Origin of the sequence: Brucella sp. RRSP16 (assembly GCF_052246815.1) — a bacterium.
GTDB lineage: Bacteria > Pseudomonadota > Alphaproteobacteria > Rhizobiales > Rhizobiaceae > Brucella > Brucella intermedia.
The window spans coordinates 26,339-43,408 of the sequence record NZ_JBQQAM010000011.1 but is presented as its reverse complement, the minus strand read 5'-3'; the positions used below and the strand labels follow the sequence as shown (position 1 = coordinate 43,408).

Below are 17,070 nucleotides of genomic sequence, written 5' to 3'. Positions count from 1 at the left end.
AGCGCCTTGTCAGCGTCAGTTCGCAGCGGATCTTCTTGACGTCTTTTCACCCTCAGCCGTCAGCGGTCCTACTCCGCAATGATCGGGCTTTGAAACAGCGACAAATAGCGTTCTCCACTATCGGGCAACACAGCGACTATGGTCTTTCCCGCATTCTCGTGCCGCTTTGCAACTTGAAGCGCAGCAGCAATCGCTGCACCTGAAGACGTACCGACCAGAAAGCCCTCTTCACGCGCAACCGACACGGCCGCCCGGCGGGACTGTTCCGTGGTCACAGCGATGATTTCATCAACAACGGTCCTGTCGTAGTTTTCAGGCAGAACGTTTTCTTCGATGTCGGTGACTTTATGGACACCCTCGATGGTTTCAGCGCGCGGATTATCGATCGAGGGCACGGAATCCGCAGTCGGCTCCACAAGGATAACACGAAGGGATGATTTCTTTTCCTTGAGATATCTACCCGTACCAGAAATGGTGCCGCCCGTACCGACCGTACTCACCAGAACATCCACCGCCCCATCCGTATCACGCCAGATCTCGGGTCCCGTGGTTTCAAAATGGATCGCCGGATTGGCAGGATTGGAACGCTGGCCAGTATAATATGCGTCGGGATTTTCGCTGCGAATGCGATCAAGCACCCTTTGCAGCGCTCCCGGCTCCAGCAACTCATCATTATCGATCAGCACGATTTCAGATCCGAACTGACGGAGAATATTAATCTTGTCTTCGCTGATCGTATCGCGCAGATAAAACTTTGCCCGGTAGCCCTTTGCAGTGGCAATGGCCGCAATGCCAATGCCGGTATTGCCGCTTGTCAGATCGACCAGAAGATCACCCGGTTTGATTTTACCGGCACGTTCCGCATCCCGAATGATCCCCAACGCTGTACGATCTTTGATGCTACCAGCTGGATTGAGATACTCGATCTTTGCAAGAAGCCGCGCTGATATTTCATTGCTCTTTTGCAGCCGCGAGAATGAAACAAGGGGTGTATCACCGACAAGCTCCGAAATGCCATTATATATCTTACCCACGCTCCACTCCCTTTAGGTGACTAACATCAATATTCGGCGCCTAATTTCCACCATCCAATGAATTTTATTAAGAAAATTATTTATTTAGTTTGCCAGGCGCGTAGATTTGCAACCCATTGCGGACAGCCAATTTGCATTGATATTCACGTGTCGACGCTACTTGGATCATCAAGAATGATGTCTCCTATTCGATAGACTGACCGGATTAGTACGAACCTTGCTGACCGCTGCCTTAAGAACCGAGGGTTCCGGCTTTTCACGCCCCGACCATCGGAACCGTATCCAGCCGTTCTGATCCACGAGAAAGCTCGCCCCATCGGTAGTAGGTGTCAGAAGCCGCATGACCACAGCCGCAGTCTGGTCGGAAACATCACATTCTGTCGTGATGCCATTGCTATCGAGAGCAAAGACTTCAAGATGTTTGTCCTCAAGAAGAAGCAGCCAGAAATTGTCGCGTTGCCGCCCGACTTCATGGAGCTTTCCCCCGCAATAGACCGCAATCCGCGGGCTGGATGCCGGGTAAACCGCGCCATCCGGCGCTGGTAGGCTGATTGTCCGGGCAGACGCAATCGTGCGAATATAGTCCACAAGCGACCAAGCGGTTTTTGCATCCAGCACCGATTCAAAACCGGGCATGGATTGCCGACTATCTTGCAACTCCTTGCCATGCATTATCATCCAGAAGATTTCGCCATCGCTTCGATCCGCAAAAAATGGCGCTGTGAGATCAGGCGGCCACACCGGATCACCAGTGGCCTTGTCCCCGCGACCGCGCCCATCATTGCCATGACAGGACGCGCAACGCATGTTGAAGGCCGCGGCGCCGCGCGAAATAGCAATGGAGGTATAGGATGTGGGCGAGCGCAGAAAACTCGCCTCATTGGCATCCTGAAGAAACAATTCGGCTCGTGGCGGGTGGAAAAATATCAGACCGGCAAATGCCACAACGATAAGCGCCTGCCACCGCCATTTGGGCAGAAACAGACAGCCAATACCGATCAATAACGCCACCAGCAGCGGCTTGAAACTGCGCCACGCTGCATCGGCAAGAAACGGATCGCTGAGAATATTGTCGCGCAGGCGATAGTCAAACGGCCAGATTATATTCTCATGCACAGCAGGCGGCTGCGTTGCCAAAAGAGAGGCGGCGAAAAACACAGCCAGGCCGATTATCATCTCAAAGATCAGAGCATAACGAAGTCCCTGCCCGCTGCGTCCATCGGCGCTCAACCGGAAGCGATTAAGCGCTGCAATCATAAGCATGAAGGCGAGCAGAACGACTTTTATAATAATGATCTTGCCGTAAGTGGTGCCGATCAATCCCGGAACTCCACCGGTCAGCACCCATCCGGCAATGGCGGCTCCGGCAATAAGAAATGTAACAAAAACAATGCCGAACCGGGAAAAGCGCCGCGCGACCTGAAGACCTGAATCACGCGAAACGCGCAGAAGCAGATACAGCGGCAGCAGCGATCCGAACCATAATGATCCGGCAATAACATGGGCTGCTACGGCTGATGGCAGCCAAAGGCCGTCGGCGGCAGCGGCATGACCCATGCGCATCTGAAGGCCTAACGCCAAAACAGCTATCAAAAACAACAGGATGCGTATGGTCGGAGATTTTTCTGCATGAGGCAGAAGCAAAACCAGGAGCACGATTGCCAAGGCCCGCAGGCACGATGCGATGCCGAACGCTGTGCCCAACAGTCCGCTTGGGAGAAAAGCTAATGCATCAGAAAAACTATTCGCACCAGATAGCAGTGAGAACTGAAGTGGTACCCACAGGGCCAGTCCGAAAGCGCTGACCGCCACGAAATAGCCACAAAATCGGCACCACATTCTCAAAAAAGCCGTCGGTTTGCCTTCGCTTTTTACGCTTGGAACGACCAATATGCGCAAAAATACCGCGCCTGCGAACGTGGCAAGGCCAGCAAGATTGAGGCATCGCACAAGCGCAATGACAATATCAATTCCAGTCATTGCGCCCGGCAACCTTAATTAATGATCTTAAACTTGAACGAGCCCTCGGTGCGGTGCGTATCGACCGATGCAGCGCCCCACTCGACCGTATAAGTACCCGGCTTCAATGCCGGCGGCGTGACGGAAAGTGTCTTGGTGTTGCCGTCAATATGTTCAGGCTTACTGGTCTCGATAGTTGCCCCGCTCTCATCCTTGAGGACAAGTTTGCTAAGGCCGAGTTCCAGCGCTTCGGTATATTCTATGGAAACAGTGGCAGGCGTTTTATTGAGCACAGCGTCTTCGGCTGGCTCGGACTGCGCGAGATGAGCATGAGCATAAAGTTGCGTCATCGACCCCAATAAAAGGGCCGCTGTAAGAATTGGTTTTTTGAACATTTTTCTTTCCTGATTTTACCAGTCTGCATCCAGCCCAAGATGCGCAAGCGCCTGCCTGCGCAGTTCCGCCAGTCGCGGATCGCCGCGATGGCGCGGATAGCTGAGATCCACTTTAAGTTCGGCTTCGATGCTTGCCGGACGGTTGCCAAAGATGATGACCCGCTGCGCAAGGAAAATCGCTTCCTCGACATCATGCGTGACGAGCAGTGTGGTAAAGCCGTTGCGTTGCCAAAGATCGAGAAGCTCAGCCTGCATGGCAAGCCGCGTCAGGGAATCGAGTTTCCCCAATGGCTCGTCCAGAATGAGCAATTTCGGATCATTGACGAGCGCACGCGCCAAGGCTGCACGCTGCGCCATGCCGCCCGAAAGCTGACGCGGATAGGCATTGGCAAAAGCCGACAATCCCACCAGCTCAATTGCTTCATCGATGCGGTGTCCCTGAGTTTTAAGCACGCCACGCGCCTGAAGCCCCAAAGCCACATTGTCCCGCACCGTGCGCCATGGATAAAGTGTAGGGTCTTGGAAGACCACCACGCGCGACGGATTAGGACCGAGGATTTCCTCGCCATCGGCCAGAATCCGCCCTTCACTTGGCGGTTCCAGCCCGGCAGCGAGCCGCAAAAGCGTACTTTTACCACAGCCCGACGGCCCCAGAATGGCGACAAACTCACCCGGTTGCACATCAAGCTCGATGTGGTTGAGAACTGGCAATGACTTGCCTTCAAGACCAAAGCGATGGCTTACTTTTTCAACCTGGATATGAAAGCCACGGCTTTCATTAACGGAAGTGGCGGGCGTTTGTTTGAGGGCAGCATTCACCATTTCACATCCCCCTTCTGCCATGTCAGAACGCGATCACGCACAGTAAAGAGCAGCGTAATCAGACCGGAAAACACAATCGCCATGATGATAAGCGCGCCATAGAGATTGTTATAGGCCGCCCAGCCTTGCGCCCATTGCAGATACCAGCCGAGACCGGACTTGACGCCCATCATTTCGGCGGCGACCAGCACCGAGAAAGATGCACCCAACCCCATGAAAAGACCGACAAAAACATGCGGCAATGCTGCGGGAATTGCGACGCGCAGGATCAGGAACAACTGACTGGCGCCCAAAGTGCGGGCAACATCGTAATAGGCTTTATCGACACTCGCCACACCCGACCATGTCAGAACCGTAAGCGGGAACCATGTTGCAAGCGCGATGAGAAAGACAGCGGCTGAAAAGCCCGATGGAAAGAAATAAAATGCCATTGGTAACAGTGCAGTCGATGGAATTGGCCCCAGAAACCGTAACACCGGATGAACCCAATAACCGATTGCCTGGACCCAGCCGATGGAAACACCCGTCAGAAAGCCGGCAATTGCACCAAGCACAAAGCCGGAGGCCAGCAGCTTGAACGAGTTATACAGGCTGTCGAGCAGACGCGGCCAGTCATCGAGATAGACCTCCAGCAGAGATGATGGCGGTTGGAAGAACGGCACCGGGAGCACTGCAAACTTGGCCGTAAGCAATTCCCATACACCAAAAAATATCGCCAGAGCCGTCAGCCATGGCGACCAGTAAACCAGCCGTTTGCCAAATACCGGATGGACCGCAACCAATGCCGCACCGACTGCCAGAAGGATCGTCCAGCCGATGAACAGGCCATTGGTTTCGCGAACGTAAAGCGGCTCTGCAAAGCCAACCACCACATTGGGAAGGAAGAAGGAAATCGCGCTGACGATAGCCCAGGCGACCACCGCCACAAACGGCCATAGCGAGCGGCGAAGTGCGGAGGGCAGAGCCTCCCGCGCATCGCCCTTGGACGAGATATAGACTGTGTCAGGTGATGACATTGGCGACGATCTTTTCGGCAAATGCATCCGTATTGGTATTTGGCCGGATGACATTGATGATCTTGAGTTCGTCCACGAACAAAGCGACGTCCTTACGCAGCGCGTCACCTGTTGAATGGTGATCATGCGTGTGGCTGCGCAGGATACGCGCCACATCAGTTGCAGAGACATTGCCCGGAACGAACGGAGCGAAGATTTCCGCACTTTCATCAGGATGGGCCGCAGTCCATGCCTGAGCCTCCACGATGGCACGCGAAAGCGCTCCAGCGACTTCCGGTTCATCGCGGACGAGGCTGCCACGCAGGCCAAGCACGCAGCACGCCGAGTTGACATATTGTCCATCAAGATTGGTTGCGACTTCCTTCAGACCATCGCGTTCGCGCTGTAGGAAGGCATGAGGGTCATCGCCAGCCACCGCCTGCACTTCGCCCTTTTTCAAGGCCTCTGCAAAGAGGTCGGCAGGATATTGCAGCCATTCGATTTCGGTATCGGGATTAATGCCTTGCTTGGCGGCCTGAATGGCGAAGAAATTGCGGATCGGGCTTGCCTGATCGCTGACAGCAACCTTCTTGCCCTTCAAGTCCGCAATCGAATTGATGCCGGAATCCGGCGCTGCGAGAAGGCGCATACAGCCTCCATGCGTACCGACTGTCAGCGACACGTCAAAACCCTGCTCCAATGGCTTGAGCCAGCGCAGCGCCATGCCGATGCCGCCATCCGCCTTGCCGGTCGCGATTGCCTGTAGCAACTGATCTGTCGGACCGGAGAAATTCACCGGCTCAACAGTCAGACCATATTTTTCAAACAGCCCCTGTTTGAGCGCAACCGAAATTGGCGACTGACAAACAGCGGTCTGCCCCCACGCCAGCTTGATCACTCTCGGTGATGATGAAGTGCTTTGTGCAAAGGCCTTGCGCACCAGGCCACCGGAACCGCCAATTGCTACCGCACCAACGCCAGCCGCAGAAATTCCCAGAAAAGAACGCCGGGAAAGATGATATTTCTTACTGTCGGAAGCCATTAATTCACCCCAATTAAAATTATATATTTTATCTTATTGATACAATTAAAAATATGTCAGAAATTTATATTTAAAATCTCCAGATCAATTGGAAATTGTTTTTAAATATAATCGACTTTCGCTATCGTATAATCTGAATTTATATTTTCAAACGTCGGTATCTTTATCGGAACCATCTTCATAAGGCCATCTATCACTAATCGCCGTCTGGAAAAGCACCAGGAAGGATCGCGAAGATGCTTCACAACGCAATCCCGTTTCCCACATGCGTGAACTGATCTGAAAATCTAGGGCGCCTCGCCGCGCAGATGGCTCGACAGGAAACCCAGATTATCCTGGCCCCAGTAAATTTCGCCGTCATAAATGTAGGTCGGAAATCCGAAGACGCCTTTTTGGGTTGCGATCTCACGATCGTTTCGCCATTTTTCCTGAACGTCGCTATCCTGCTCCCGTGACAAGAGATGATCACCGTCGAAGCCCAAGGCATCGGCCACCGCGCCTCGCACATTTGATTGCCCTATATCCTTCGCTTCTTCCCAGAAGGCCTGTTGCAGTGCCCGCGCTAGCTGCAACCAGTTTTGGCCGTCAAGATAAGCAGCTATTACTAGATAAGATGCGGGCGTCGGGTCTCCCAGCGCAGGACGATTTTCCACCAGCAAGGGCTTACCGCGAAACTTCGCCCATCGTTTCAGATCACGAGAGCCGTAGGCACGGCGCGCGTCGGGACGGTTTCTGGCGAAAATCCCGCCATTCTCCTCAATGATAGTAGTCAGATACGGCTTGATCTCGACCAGATGCCTTGCGGCCAGCTCTTCCAGTGTATCTAGTCCGAGATAGGACCACGGCGACCCGACGGAAAAGAAATACTCAATAGTTTTTGTCACTTTCGATCCTTCAATTGCAGGGAAATAATGTCCCGGTTCAGTTGAACTTCGGCAATCCAGGCGGATTTGTCTCGGAACGGGGAAGCGCTTCTTCCTCCAAATGCCAGCGTTTGAGAATTTTGGCATAGGTCCCATCTTCAATCAGCCCATTGGTGGCGACTGTCAGCGCGTCAGCCAGGCCACTTCCCTTGCGGGTTGTGATCGCAACATCAGAACGATCCGGCCACCCGGCGCTCAACGTCCCGACCCTTTTGATGTTCTTGTCACGTGCTGCAATGAAAACGAGTTGGGCGTGGGGTTGCACGATCACATCCGCGCGGCCCGACCGGAGCGCGAGCAGGCTTGCTGCCTCATCGTCGTAATATTGAAGATCAATAGGCTTCAGACCCGCCGCCACATTCTCCTCGCTCCATTTTACGAGAATGCGCTCCTGATTTGTCCCCGCCCCAACGATGATGCGCAAACCAGCAGCATCCTTTGGTTCTTTGATGGAGGTGAACGGACTGTCCGACTTGACGAAGAACCCATGCAGGCCCTGCCGATAAGTCGAAAAGTCAAATTTTTCCTTGCGTTCCTCGGTCACGCCAACGTTCGAGATGACGGCATCATACTTGCCGGAAGCCAGCCCCAGCGGCCAGTCAATCCATGCCACCGGAACGAGCTCCAGTTGCAGACCCAGACTTTCAGCGATCGCAGAAGCATATTCCGGGTCCGCGCCGACGACCGTTCGCGCATCAATGGCATAAGTGGCCAGGGGCGGGCCACCCGGAGCCACGGCTACAGTAAATTTACCCGGCGCAACGAATTTAAAGCCGGGGGGAACGGCTGTCACAGCGGTCTCATTCTTCTTCGTGTGAATACGACCAGGTTGTTCTGGAGAGAGGTCGAAACCGTCCCCTGCCACGGCCGTCAGATCCGGAAATGCCACCCACGCAAGGGCTGCGATCAACAGAGCTCCTGCTCTCATGTAAATTTCTCCAATATCGCAGAAATATGCGGGTCGGTTCGCGTCCCCTCAAACCAACCCGCCCCTCACCTTTCAACTTACGAGCCGCTCTTCGGCAGTCCTTGCGGATTGGTTTTCGCTTCGGTGATTGCTTCCGGTCCGAGATTCCAGGTTTCCAGAACCTTCTGATATGCCCCGCTGGCGATCAGATCGTTGAGAACGCCGGTCAGCGGCTGGGCAAGGCCACTTCCCTTGCGCGTCGTGACAGCGATTTCAGCCGTAATTGGCCAGCCCCCACTCACAGTGCCGACGAGCTTCGTCTTGCCATTAATGCCCGCAGAGTAAGCTTGGGTAGCATTCACGCTGAAAACAGCGTCGGCGCGTCCGCTCTGGACGGCGAGATCCTTGACCGCATCGTCATCGTAATATTGAACCTCGATGGGCTTCAAACCGGCAGCGACATTCTGGCGATCCCATTCCAGCAGGATTTTCTCCTGATTGGTGCCAGCATCGGTGATAACCTTGAGGCCCGCAATATCTGCCGGAGACTTGATCTCGCTGATCTTGCTGTCCGACTTCACGTAGAAGCCAAGCTCATCCTTGCGATAGGTGGAGAAATCGAACTTCTCCTTGCGTTCTTCCGTCACCGTCACATTCGAAATCACCGCGTCGAACTTGCCGGAGGAAAGCCCCAGCGGCCAGTCGGCCCATGCGACAGAAACCAGTTCCAGCTTGAGACCCAGACTATCGGCGATGATCTGCGCCAGATCGACGTCATAACCGATGACGGTCTTTGAATCCGACGCATAGTCATGTAACGGCAGATGTCCGCTGGTGCTGATGCCGATGGTCAGAACACCATCCTTGACGAACTTGAAGTCCTTGATCTCCTCAATGCGCTTGTCGATCTTTTCGACACGCAGCCGGTTCGGTTGTTCCGGGCTGAGATCGAATTTCCCCTCGCTTCGCGCAATACCGGAACCAAACAGCCCGATCGCGATAATCCCGGCGGTCCAGTAGCGTGCCGTTCTGATAAATGTCATTTCCCGTCTCCTTGTTGTGTCAGTTCTTCCGGCACCGGTTCAAAGAACCTTGGCCAGAAATTCGCGTGTGCGCGGATGCTGCGCGTCGTTGAAAATGCTGGACGGCGGACCGGCCTCCACAATTTTCTTCGTGTGAATACGACCCGGTTGCTCTGGAGAGAGGTCGAAACCGTCCCCTGCCATTGCCGTCAGAACCGGAAATGCCACCCACGCAAGGGCCGCGATTAACAGAGCTCCTGCTCTCATGTAAATTTCTCCAATATCGCAGAAATATGCGGGTCGGTTCGCGTCCCCTCAAACCAACCCGCCCCTCACCTTTCAACTTACGAGCCGCTCTTTGGCAGTCCTTGCGGATTGGTTTTGGCTTCGGTGATTGCTTCCGGTCCGAGATTCCAGGTTTCCAGAACCTTCTGATATGCCCCGCTGGCGATCAGATCGTTGAGAACGTCGGTCAGCGGCTGGGCAAGGCCACTTCCCTTGCGCGTCGTGACAGCGATTTCAGCCGTAATTGGCCAGCCCCCACTCACAGTGCCGACGAGCTTCGTCTTGCCGTTAATGCCTGCAGAGTAAGCTTGCGTCGCATTTACGCTGAAAACGGCGTCGGCGCGTCCGCTCTGGACGGCGAGATCCTTGACCGCATCGTCATCGTAATATTGAACCTCGATGGGCTTCAAACCGGCAGCGACATTCTGGCGATCCCATTCCAGCAGGATTTTCTCCTGATTGGTGCCAGCATCGGTGATAACCTTGAGGCCCGCAATATCTGCCGGAGACTTGATCTCGCTGATCTTGCTGTCCGACTTCACGTAGAAGCCAAGCTCATCCTTGCGATAGGTGGAGAAATCGAACTTCTCCTTGCGTTCTTCCGTCACCGTCACATTCGAAATCACCGCGTCGAACTTGCCGGAGGAAAGCCCCAGCGGCCAGTCGGCCCATGCGACAGAAACCAGTTCCAGCTTGAGACCCAGACTATCGGCGATGATCTGCGCCAGATCGACGTCATAACCGATGACGGTCTTTGAATCCGACGCATAGTCATGTAACGGCAGATGTCCGCTGGTGCTGATGCCGATGGTCAGAACACCATCCTTGACGAACTTGAAGTCCTTGATCTCCTCAATGCGCTTGTCGATCTTTTCGACACGCAGCCGGTTCGGTTGTTCCGGGCTGAGATCGAATTTCCCCTCGCTTCGCGCAATACCGGAACCAAACAGCCCGATCGCGATAATCCCGGCGGTCCAGTAGCGTGCCGTTCTGATAAATGTCATTTCCCGTCTCCTTGTTGTGTCAGTTCTTCCGGCACCGGTTCAAAGAACCTTGGCCAGAAATTCGCGTGTGCGCGGATGCTGCGCGTCGTTGAAAATGCTGGACGGCGGACCGGCCTCCACAATTTGTCCGGCTTCCATAAAGACAACCGTGTCCGCAACTTCGCGCGCAAAGCCGATTTCATGGGTGACGATCACAAGCGTGGTCCCGGTACGGGCAAGTTCCTTGATGACGTCGAGCACCTCGCCAACCAGTTCCGGATCAAGCGCCGACGTCGGTTCGTCGAACAGGATAACCTTCGGACGAAGCGCCAACGCCCGGGCAATCGCCACGCGCTGCTGCTGCCCTCCTGACAATTGGCGTGGATAGGCTTCAGCCTTGTCACCGAGGCCAACGCGCGCCAGCAGATCAAGCGCCAGCCGGATCGCTGCATCGCGTGCAAGGCCGCGCACCTGAATCGGCGCTTCGATAATGTTTTCCAGGACCGTCATGTGCGGAAATAGATTGAAGTTCTGAAACACCATCGCGATATCGGCACGACGCTTTAGAATGTCCTTTTCCTTCAGCTCATAGAGCGTATCTCCATCTTGACGGTAACCGACCAGTGCCCCATCAACGGAAATGAAGCCCTCATCCACACGCTCCAGATGATTGATCGAGCGTAGTAGCGTGGACTTACCGGAACCGGACGGGCCGAGAATTGCCGTCACGCTGCCTGCCGGAAGGGACAGTTCCACATGGTTCAGCACCGTGTTCGTACCGAAGCGCTTGGAAATATCGTGGATATGAATAGGTGCGCCCGCAGACATTGTGCCGGCATCGCGGAAACCGGCGACTGGAACCGTCCTGTGTACTTGTCCCGACAGCCCCGAGGTCAACGGCAAGGAGCGCTTGTAGCGATTGAAGAAGGCCTGGAATGGCAGGGGAACGGGATTGCGAACCGCGCCCTTCGCGAAATAGCGCTCGATGTAATACTGCGCCCCAGAAAGCACGGTCATGATGACCAGATACCAGACGGTCGCGACCATCAGCAGCGGAATGACTTCCAGATTGCGCCTGTAGATCACCTGGACCGTGTAGAACAGCTCAGGCAAGGCGAGCACATAGACCATGGAAGTGCCCTTGGCGAGACCGATAATCTCGTTGAAACCCGTCGGAAGGATGGAGCGCATCGCCTGTGGCAAAACAATTCGCAAGGCTTGACGGGTGCGCGGCAGGCCAAGCGCCGCAGCGGCTTCATGTTGCCCCTGATCGACGGAAAGGATGCCGCCGCGCACAATCTCGGCGAAGAAGGCGGACTGGTTCAGCGTCAGACCGAGAAAGGCAGCTGCAAACGGCGTCAACAATTGCACCGTCGGGTAATCGAACAATACGCGATCCGTGAAAGGCACACTCAGCGTGATGTTCGCATAGAGGTAGCCGAGATTATTCAGGATGAGCAGCAATACAATAAGGGGTATGGAGCGCAGCAACCATATATAGCCCCAGGACAGACCCGAAAGCAGAGGCGACCTCGATACACGGGCTAATGCCAGCAGCGTACCGAGAATGGAACCTGATACGGCCGCGAGCGCTGTTAACAGCAGTGTTCGCCCGAGGCCGACCAGTACCGGTTCGGCAAAGAACCATTCCGCAAAAACGTTCCAGCCCCACTGTGGATTGGTAAAGATCGAATAGAGCACAAGGCCGATCACGATGGCCGCGAACACGCTGCCGGCAAAGCGTGCTGGATGCTTTGCCGGAACGATCCTGTAGCGCGAATAGTCCTGCTTGCGCTCCACCGAACGGGTTGCAATCTGCACGTTTGTGAATTCTGTCGTTACTGCCATCTGGTCGTTCCTTGGCCTTCAGCCCTGTGATGAAATTCACGGGTTGGCGATTTGTTGACGGTCCGTGATGCGATGATCAGTGCCGCGCCCCAGCGGAGCGCACAGATGGCCGATCTCCTTTTCAAAGGGCAGCGTCTTGTAAATTTCAGGATCTGCACTCGTGTCGAAAAGCGCCGTATACCCGTTGTTGAGATAGAGACCTACGGCTTCCGGCTGACGAAAGCCCGTCGTCAGGTAGATGCGGGAATAGCCCTGTCTTGCTGCCTGCTCTTCCAGTTCCACGAGAAGCTTGCGCGCCAGCCCCTGTCGCCGCAGATCCGACCGGGTCCAGATACGCTTGAACTCCGCAGTACGTGCATCAAAAGCCTTGAAGGCACCGCCGCCGATGGTTTCACCGTCCCGGATCAACAGCAAAAAATTACCGCTGGGTGGCGCAAATGCTTCGGGCGGATAGCGGTTCATTTCCGCCGCTGCACCTTCCGCGTTGAAATATGTGCCGTAACGGCTGTCATATTCATACAGAAGTTCATCGATGAGCGGCTTTGCACGCGGATCAAGAGAACTGGTATACAGAAAGACATCGCTCATCATCATCACCGTCTGTTTTCATTGAGAAAGGCTTCGGCGAGCTGCACCCAATAGAGAGCGGCTGGCGCGATGATCTGATCGTTGAAGTTGTATTCGGCACTGTGCAGCGGCGCGCTGTCGCCGTTACCGATGAAGAGATAGCTGCCAGGCTTTGCCTGCAACAAGAAAGCAAAATCCTCGCTGGCAGTGCGCGGCGCAAATGCGCCCTCCAGGGCATCATCCCCGAACGCATCGGCTGCAACCTTGCGGGCGAATGCGGTCTCCTCAACCGGATTGATGACAGAAGGAAAGCCCAACCTATAGTCGACCTCCGCAACGGCACCAAAACTTTCAGCCTGAGCGCGAGCAAGCGCCGGGATACGTACTTGCAATCCGCGCCGCACCTCTTCGCTGTAGGAACGGATCGTCAGTTGCAGTTCCACCGAACCAGGAATGACGTTTGAAGCTTCGCCGCCATGGATGGAGCCAACCGTGACAACCGCCATTTCACGCGGATCGACATTGCGCGAAACAATGCTCTGCAAGGCAGTAATGAGAGACGCAGCGGCGACAATAGGATCGACAGCATTGTGCGGTTCAGCCCCGTGACCACCCTTGCCGACGATCTTGATGACAGCTTTGTCTACAGATGCCATCGCCGGTCCGGCGACAAACCCGAAACGTCCTCCGGTGACACCCGGCCAGTTGTGCAATCCGAACACCGCATCGGCGGGAAACCGTTCGAAAAGCCCTTCGCTTATCATCTTGCGTGCTCCGGCACCGATTTCTTCTGCCGGTTGAAAAACAAGATCGAGCGTACCGCTGAAATTCCCCGCCTCGGCCAGATATCGCGCAGCCGTAAGCAGGATCGTCGTGTGCCCGTCATGGCCGCAAGCGTGCATCACACCCTTGTTTCGGCTGGCGTAGTCAAGCCCCGTCGCCTCTTCTATCGGCAGAGCATCCATATCTGCCCGGATCGCGAGACGGCGCCGACCTTCCCCCCGGGGCAAGGTCGCTACCACGCCGGTTCCCGCAATTCCCGTCGTGACGTCATAACCCCAGGAGGCGAGTTTTGACGCAACGAGACGGCTCGTGCGATGCTCATGGAAAGCGAGCTCCGGGTGCTGATGAATATCATGGCGAAGCGCTATGAATTCATCGAGATGCGCGGCAATGGCTTCTCTCGCGGCATCAAGCCTGTTGCGGGGTCGGGAGGTAACATCCATGAAACCGGCTCCTCAGGCCCGCGCAGCCTTGTTTACCGGTTGATCCACAGCCGACGAATAACGGCTTTCGCGGAACGGCAGCCCCAGATGATCGCGGAGCGTTTCACCGGGCAGTTCCGGGTTGAAATAGCCGCGCTTTTCCAGGATCGGGAGTACATGTTGAATGAAATCGTCGAGACCTTCCGCAATGACGGGAAAGCCGAGAATGAAACCATCGGCAGCTTCGCTTTCCACCCAATCGATCAGTTCATTGGCGATAGCGTCCGCAGTTCCAATGAAGGCAGTGCGTGGTGTCGCGACATCGAGTGCGATCTCGCGTAATGTGGCACCGGTTTGCCTTGCCGTCTTCTTGATGCGATCTGTCGTGGCGCGGAAACTGTTCTTGCCGATTTCACCGAGTTCAGGGAAAGGCTCGTCGAGCGGATAGATGCTGAAATCGTGATGGTCGAAGAAGCGACCGAGATAAAGCAGCGCCTCATCAACCGAAACCAGATTACGGATGGCTTGATACTTCTCCTCTGCTTCTTCCTGCGTACGCCCGACAATTGGGCCGATACCGGGGAAAATCCCAACATCAGAAGAACTGCGGCCTTGAGCGACCGCGCTTTGCTTTACCTGCCTGTAGAAGGATCGCACGTCCTCAATCTTGGTGCCGTTCGTAAACACTGCATCGGCATGTTTACCGGCAAGCCGGATGCCGGAATCCGACGATCCAGCCTGAAACACCACCGGCTGCCCCTGCCTGGAGCGACTGATATTCAGCGGGCCTTCGACATTGAAAAAACGCCCTTTGTGATTGATGCGATGTAACTTATTCTTGTCGACATAGACACCGTTTTCGCGATCGCGGACGAAGGCATCGTCATCCCAGGAATCCCATAGCCCTTTGATGACGTCGAGATATTCGTCTGCTATTTCATAGCGCAATTCATGCTCGGGATGCGGGCGCCCGTAATTGCGGCCTGAGCCTTCCAGCGGTGACGTGACTGCATTCCATCCGGCGCGTCCGCCAGAGATCAGATCAAGTGACGCAAACTGGCGTGCAATGGTAAACGGGTCGCTGTAGGACGTCGATACGGTACCGACCAAGCCAATTTTCGATGTGGAGGCCGCGAGTGCCGAAAGGATCGAAATCGGTTCGAAACGATTGAGAAAATGCGGTATCGACTGCTCATTGATGTAAAGTCCATCAGCAACGAACGCAAAAGCGATCCCTGCTGCCTCCGCCTTGCGTGCGGCATTGACGAAAAACTCGAAATTGGTGCTCGCATCGGCAGGGCCGCTGGGATGCTTCCATGCGTTCATGTGACTGCCAGGTCCCTGCAGCATGACGCCAAACGTGATTTGTTTTCGTCCACTCATGTCGTTTCTCCAAGGAATTGTTCCGACGCCAGGCGTCCATCTCGGGGCTTCCGGTGGCGCCGCAATCGCACCGCGCGGCTTGCCGTTTTCCATCTAAAACAGCCTAAACACACACTCGCGCATCCGTAAGAAAAGTAATTCTATAATTTTTATATACTTTGAAATTGCGAGGCAGCCTGAAGCGGTGCGGTGCAGAATAGAATGGAGCCAATCTGGGAGAGAGATTGTGAGATCGTTCTTTTTTGCGGGGTAACGGGTTCAGGAAAAGCAGACTGAAAAACGCGGATATCGAGGCGTCTCATCCTTGAGGCAGAGCGCTCAGCGCCCCTTTCAAACATCGATACGAGCTATACCTGCATCTTCATCATCGCGTTGCTCCGTTTCATCATTGAAGCGCGATAATCATCGTCTCTGCTTTATTATTATATGTCGCCCTCACCGTGCGAAATCGGCCAAACCCGCGCTACTGCGACACTCGGCCAATTACGGTAGGCTATTAATTCTCTCGATTTCATGCAAAAGCAGCCTGGCGAAACATCGGCGGAGTGCACATGCTCACCAAGAAGGGCAAGTATGGTTTGAAGGCTCTGGCTCACCTCGCGGCGCTTGCGCCGGGTGAAAGCGCCTTTGTCGCGGAAATTGCCACTCGGAACAATATTTCCAAGAAGTTTCTCGACGCCATCCTGCTGGAGTTGCGCAATGATGGGATTCTGCGGTCGAAGAAAGGTCCCGGCGGCGGTTACAGTCTTTCCAAACCGGCGTCCGAAATTACCATCGGGCAAGTCGTCCGCGTTCTCGATGGGCCGCTGGCGCCAATCCGCTGCGCCAGCCGCACGGCCTACGAGCCATGCGACGATTGCGAGGATCATCGCGCTTGTCAGGTTCGCCGTTCCATGCTGCTTGTGCGCGAAGCAATAGCTGGCGTTCTTGACACAATGACGCTGGAACAGTTTGCACGCAATGGCGGGCTGGAAGATGACGGTTCTGCACCCGCATGGGCGCAGCTAAGTGCCTGAGAGCGCATCGAGAAGGCGATAGCCCCCATTGTGATAGAGGAGAGGATCACCTGAGCCGGTAACGATCTTCAGAACGCGCCCGATCAAGATCGCATGGGTATGCCGCTCGATGACATCTTCCACGGCGCAATCAACCGAAGCCAACGCACCGGCAAGAGCCAGCGCACCGCTTTCGAGCGCATACCAATCAGCATCCGCATAGCGTTCAACGCCCTTGATGCCACCCTTGCCAGCGAAACGATCGGCAATGGACTGCTGGCCGGAAGACAGCACATTCACGCAGAAATGGTTATGGCGACTAATCGCCGTCCAGACCGACGAACCCCGATTAATGTTTACGATAATCGTAGGCGGCTCAACCGAAAGCGCAGTGGCTGACGTTACAGTCGCCCCGGTGCGCCCCTCATCGAAACCCGCTGTAACAACACTCACGCCGCCTGCAAGCTGACGCATTGCTGCCTTGAGCTCACCTGGAGAAACTTCGATATCTACCGGTTCTTCGATATATTGCTCAATACTTTCGCGGAGATATGTAACCGTTGATCCCATGTCTGTATTTTACTCCCGATTTACCATTCCCTGCACGGTAGCAGCGACCGGAAGATTGGCCGAGAATGCACTTTCTATATTCTACTGACTTTGTAGAAAATTAAAGCCTACAGCTAAAACAGAATGAAAGCGGGC

Annotated in this window: 17 protein-coding genes; 1 reads left to right on the top strand and 16 read right to left on the bottom strand. The window is 54.9% G+C overall.

Annotated features, from left to right (window positions below; translation table 11 throughout):
• Nucleotides 1–68: 68 nt before the first annotated feature.
• The 15 genes from ACS5UA_RS17310 to ACS5UA_RS17240 all read right to left on the bottom strand — a co-directional run bounded on the left by ACS5UA_RS17310 (nt 69) and on the right by ACS5UA_RS17240 (nt 15,370).
• Nucleotides 69–1,034, bottom strand: coding sequence for a PLP-dependent cysteine synthase family protein (locus ACS5UA_RS17310; protein ID WP_112702447.1), 966 nt, complete (start codon nt 1,032–1,034; stop codon nt 69–71).
• A gap of 168 nt (nt 1,035–1,202) precedes the next feature.
• Entirely contained in the window at nt 1,203–2,597 is a 1,395-nt protein-coding gene (locus tag ACS5UA_RS17305; protein WP_443101536.1) for a CopD family protein, read from the bottom strand.
• Between the two features lie 431 nt (nt 2,598–3,028).
• Complete coding sequence (locus ACS5UA_RS17300; protein ID WP_112702448.1) at nt 3,029–3,388, bottom strand: copper resistance CopC family protein; 360 nt, start codon at nt 3,386–3,388, stop codon at nt 3,029–3,031.
• Between the two features lie 15 nt (nt 3,389–3,403).
• Nucleotides 3,404–4,210 (bottom strand): ABC transporter ATP-binding protein, encoded by an 807-nt coding sequence (locus ACS5UA_RS17295; RefSeq protein WP_151661625.1) that lies wholly within the window; start codon nt 4,208–4,210, stop codon nt 3,404–3,406.
• Nucleotides 4,204–5,226 carry an ABC transporter permease gene (locus ACS5UA_RS17290; RefSeq protein ID WP_100650376.1) on the bottom strand — a complete coding sequence of 341 codons (1,023 nt, stop codon included), beginning with the start codon at nt 5,224–5,226 and terminating at the stop codon, nt 4,204–4,206. The genes ACS5UA_RS17295 and ACS5UA_RS17290 overlap by 7 nt, the downstream gene beginning before the upstream one ends.
• Nucleotides 5,213–6,247 (bottom strand): ABC transporter substrate-binding protein, encoded by a 1,035-nt coding sequence (locus tag ACS5UA_RS17285; RefSeq protein WP_112702450.1) that lies wholly within the window; start codon nt 6,245–6,247, stop codon nt 5,213–5,215. Before ACS5UA_RS17285 ends, ACS5UA_RS17290 begins: the two co-directional genes overlap by 14 nt.
• A 287-nt stretch (nt 6,248–6,534) precedes the next feature.
• Complete coding sequence (locus tag ACS5UA_RS17280) at nt 6,535–7,131, bottom strand: 2-hydroxychromene-2-carboxylate isomerase (protein WP_112702451.1); 597 nt, start codon at nt 7,129–7,131, stop codon at nt 6,535–6,537.
• A gap of 37 nt (nt 7,132–7,168) precedes the next feature.
• A complete protein-coding gene (locus tag ACS5UA_RS17275) occupies nt 7,169–8,098 on the bottom strand; it encodes an ABC transporter substrate-binding protein (RefSeq protein WP_112702452.1) in 930 nt (309 codons plus the stop codon).
• A 77-nt stretch (nt 8,099–8,175) separates the two neighbouring features.
• Nucleotides 8,176–9,120, bottom strand: coding sequence for an ABC transporter substrate-binding protein (locus tag ACS5UA_RS17270; RefSeq protein ID WP_113387984.1), 945 nt, complete (start codon nt 9,118–9,120; stop codon nt 8,176–8,178).
• Nucleotides 9,121–9,159: 39 nt separating this feature from the next.
• Entirely contained in the window at nt 9,160–9,366 is a 207-nt protein-coding gene (locus tag ACS5UA_RS17265) for a hypothetical protein (protein ID WP_241084560.1), read from the bottom strand.
• Between the two features lie 77 nt (nt 9,367–9,443).
• Entirely contained in the window at nt 9,444–10,388 is a 945-nt protein-coding gene (locus tag ACS5UA_RS17260) for an ABC transporter substrate-binding protein (RefSeq protein WP_443101535.1), read from the bottom strand.
• A gap of 39 nt (nt 10,389–10,427) precedes the next feature.
• Nucleotides 10,428–12,215 carry an amino acid ABC transporter permease/ATP-binding protein gene (locus tag ACS5UA_RS17255; protein ID WP_112702197.1) on the bottom strand — a complete coding sequence of 596 codons (1,788 nt, stop codon included), beginning with the start codon at nt 12,213–12,215 and terminating at the stop codon, nt 10,428–10,430.
• Between the two features lie 36 nt (nt 12,216–12,251).
• On the bottom strand, nt 12,252–12,803 hold the full coding sequence (locus ACS5UA_RS17250) for a GNAT family N-acetyltransferase (protein WP_031346277.1): 552 nt from the start codon (nt 12,801–12,803) through the stop codon (nt 12,252–12,254).
• A gap of 5 nt (nt 12,804–12,808) precedes the next feature.
• Entirely contained in the window at nt 12,809–14,008 is a 1,200-nt protein-coding gene (locus ACS5UA_RS17245; protein ID WP_443101534.1) for a M20 aminoacylase family protein, read from the bottom strand.
• Between the two features lie 12 nt (nt 14,009–14,020).
• The gene (locus ACS5UA_RS17240; protein ID WP_112702199.1) at nt 14,021–15,370 is read right to left on the bottom strand and encodes an LLM class flavin-dependent oxidoreductase; all 1,350 of its coding nucleotides are present in this window, start codon (nt 15,368–15,370) and stop codon (nt 14,021–14,023) included.
• A 551-nt stretch (nt 15,371–15,921) separates the two neighbouring features.
• Between ACS5UA_RS17240 and ACS5UA_RS17235 the strand changes: the two genes are divergently transcribed.
• Nucleotides 15,922–16,386: an RrF2 family transcriptional regulator gene (locus ACS5UA_RS17235; RefSeq protein ID WP_112702200.1), complete on the top strand. Its 465-nt coding sequence runs from the start codon at nt 15,922–15,924 to the stop codon at nt 16,384–16,386.
• On the opposite strand, the gene ACS5UA_RS17230 is transcribed toward ACS5UA_RS17235, so the two are convergent.
• Complete coding sequence (locus ACS5UA_RS17230; RefSeq protein WP_112702201.1) at nt 16,375–16,935, bottom strand: flavin reductase family protein; 561 nt, start codon at nt 16,933–16,935, stop codon at nt 16,375–16,377. The genes ACS5UA_RS17235 and ACS5UA_RS17230 overlap by 12 nt on opposite strands.
• Nucleotides 16,936–17,070 lie beyond the last annotated feature (135 nt).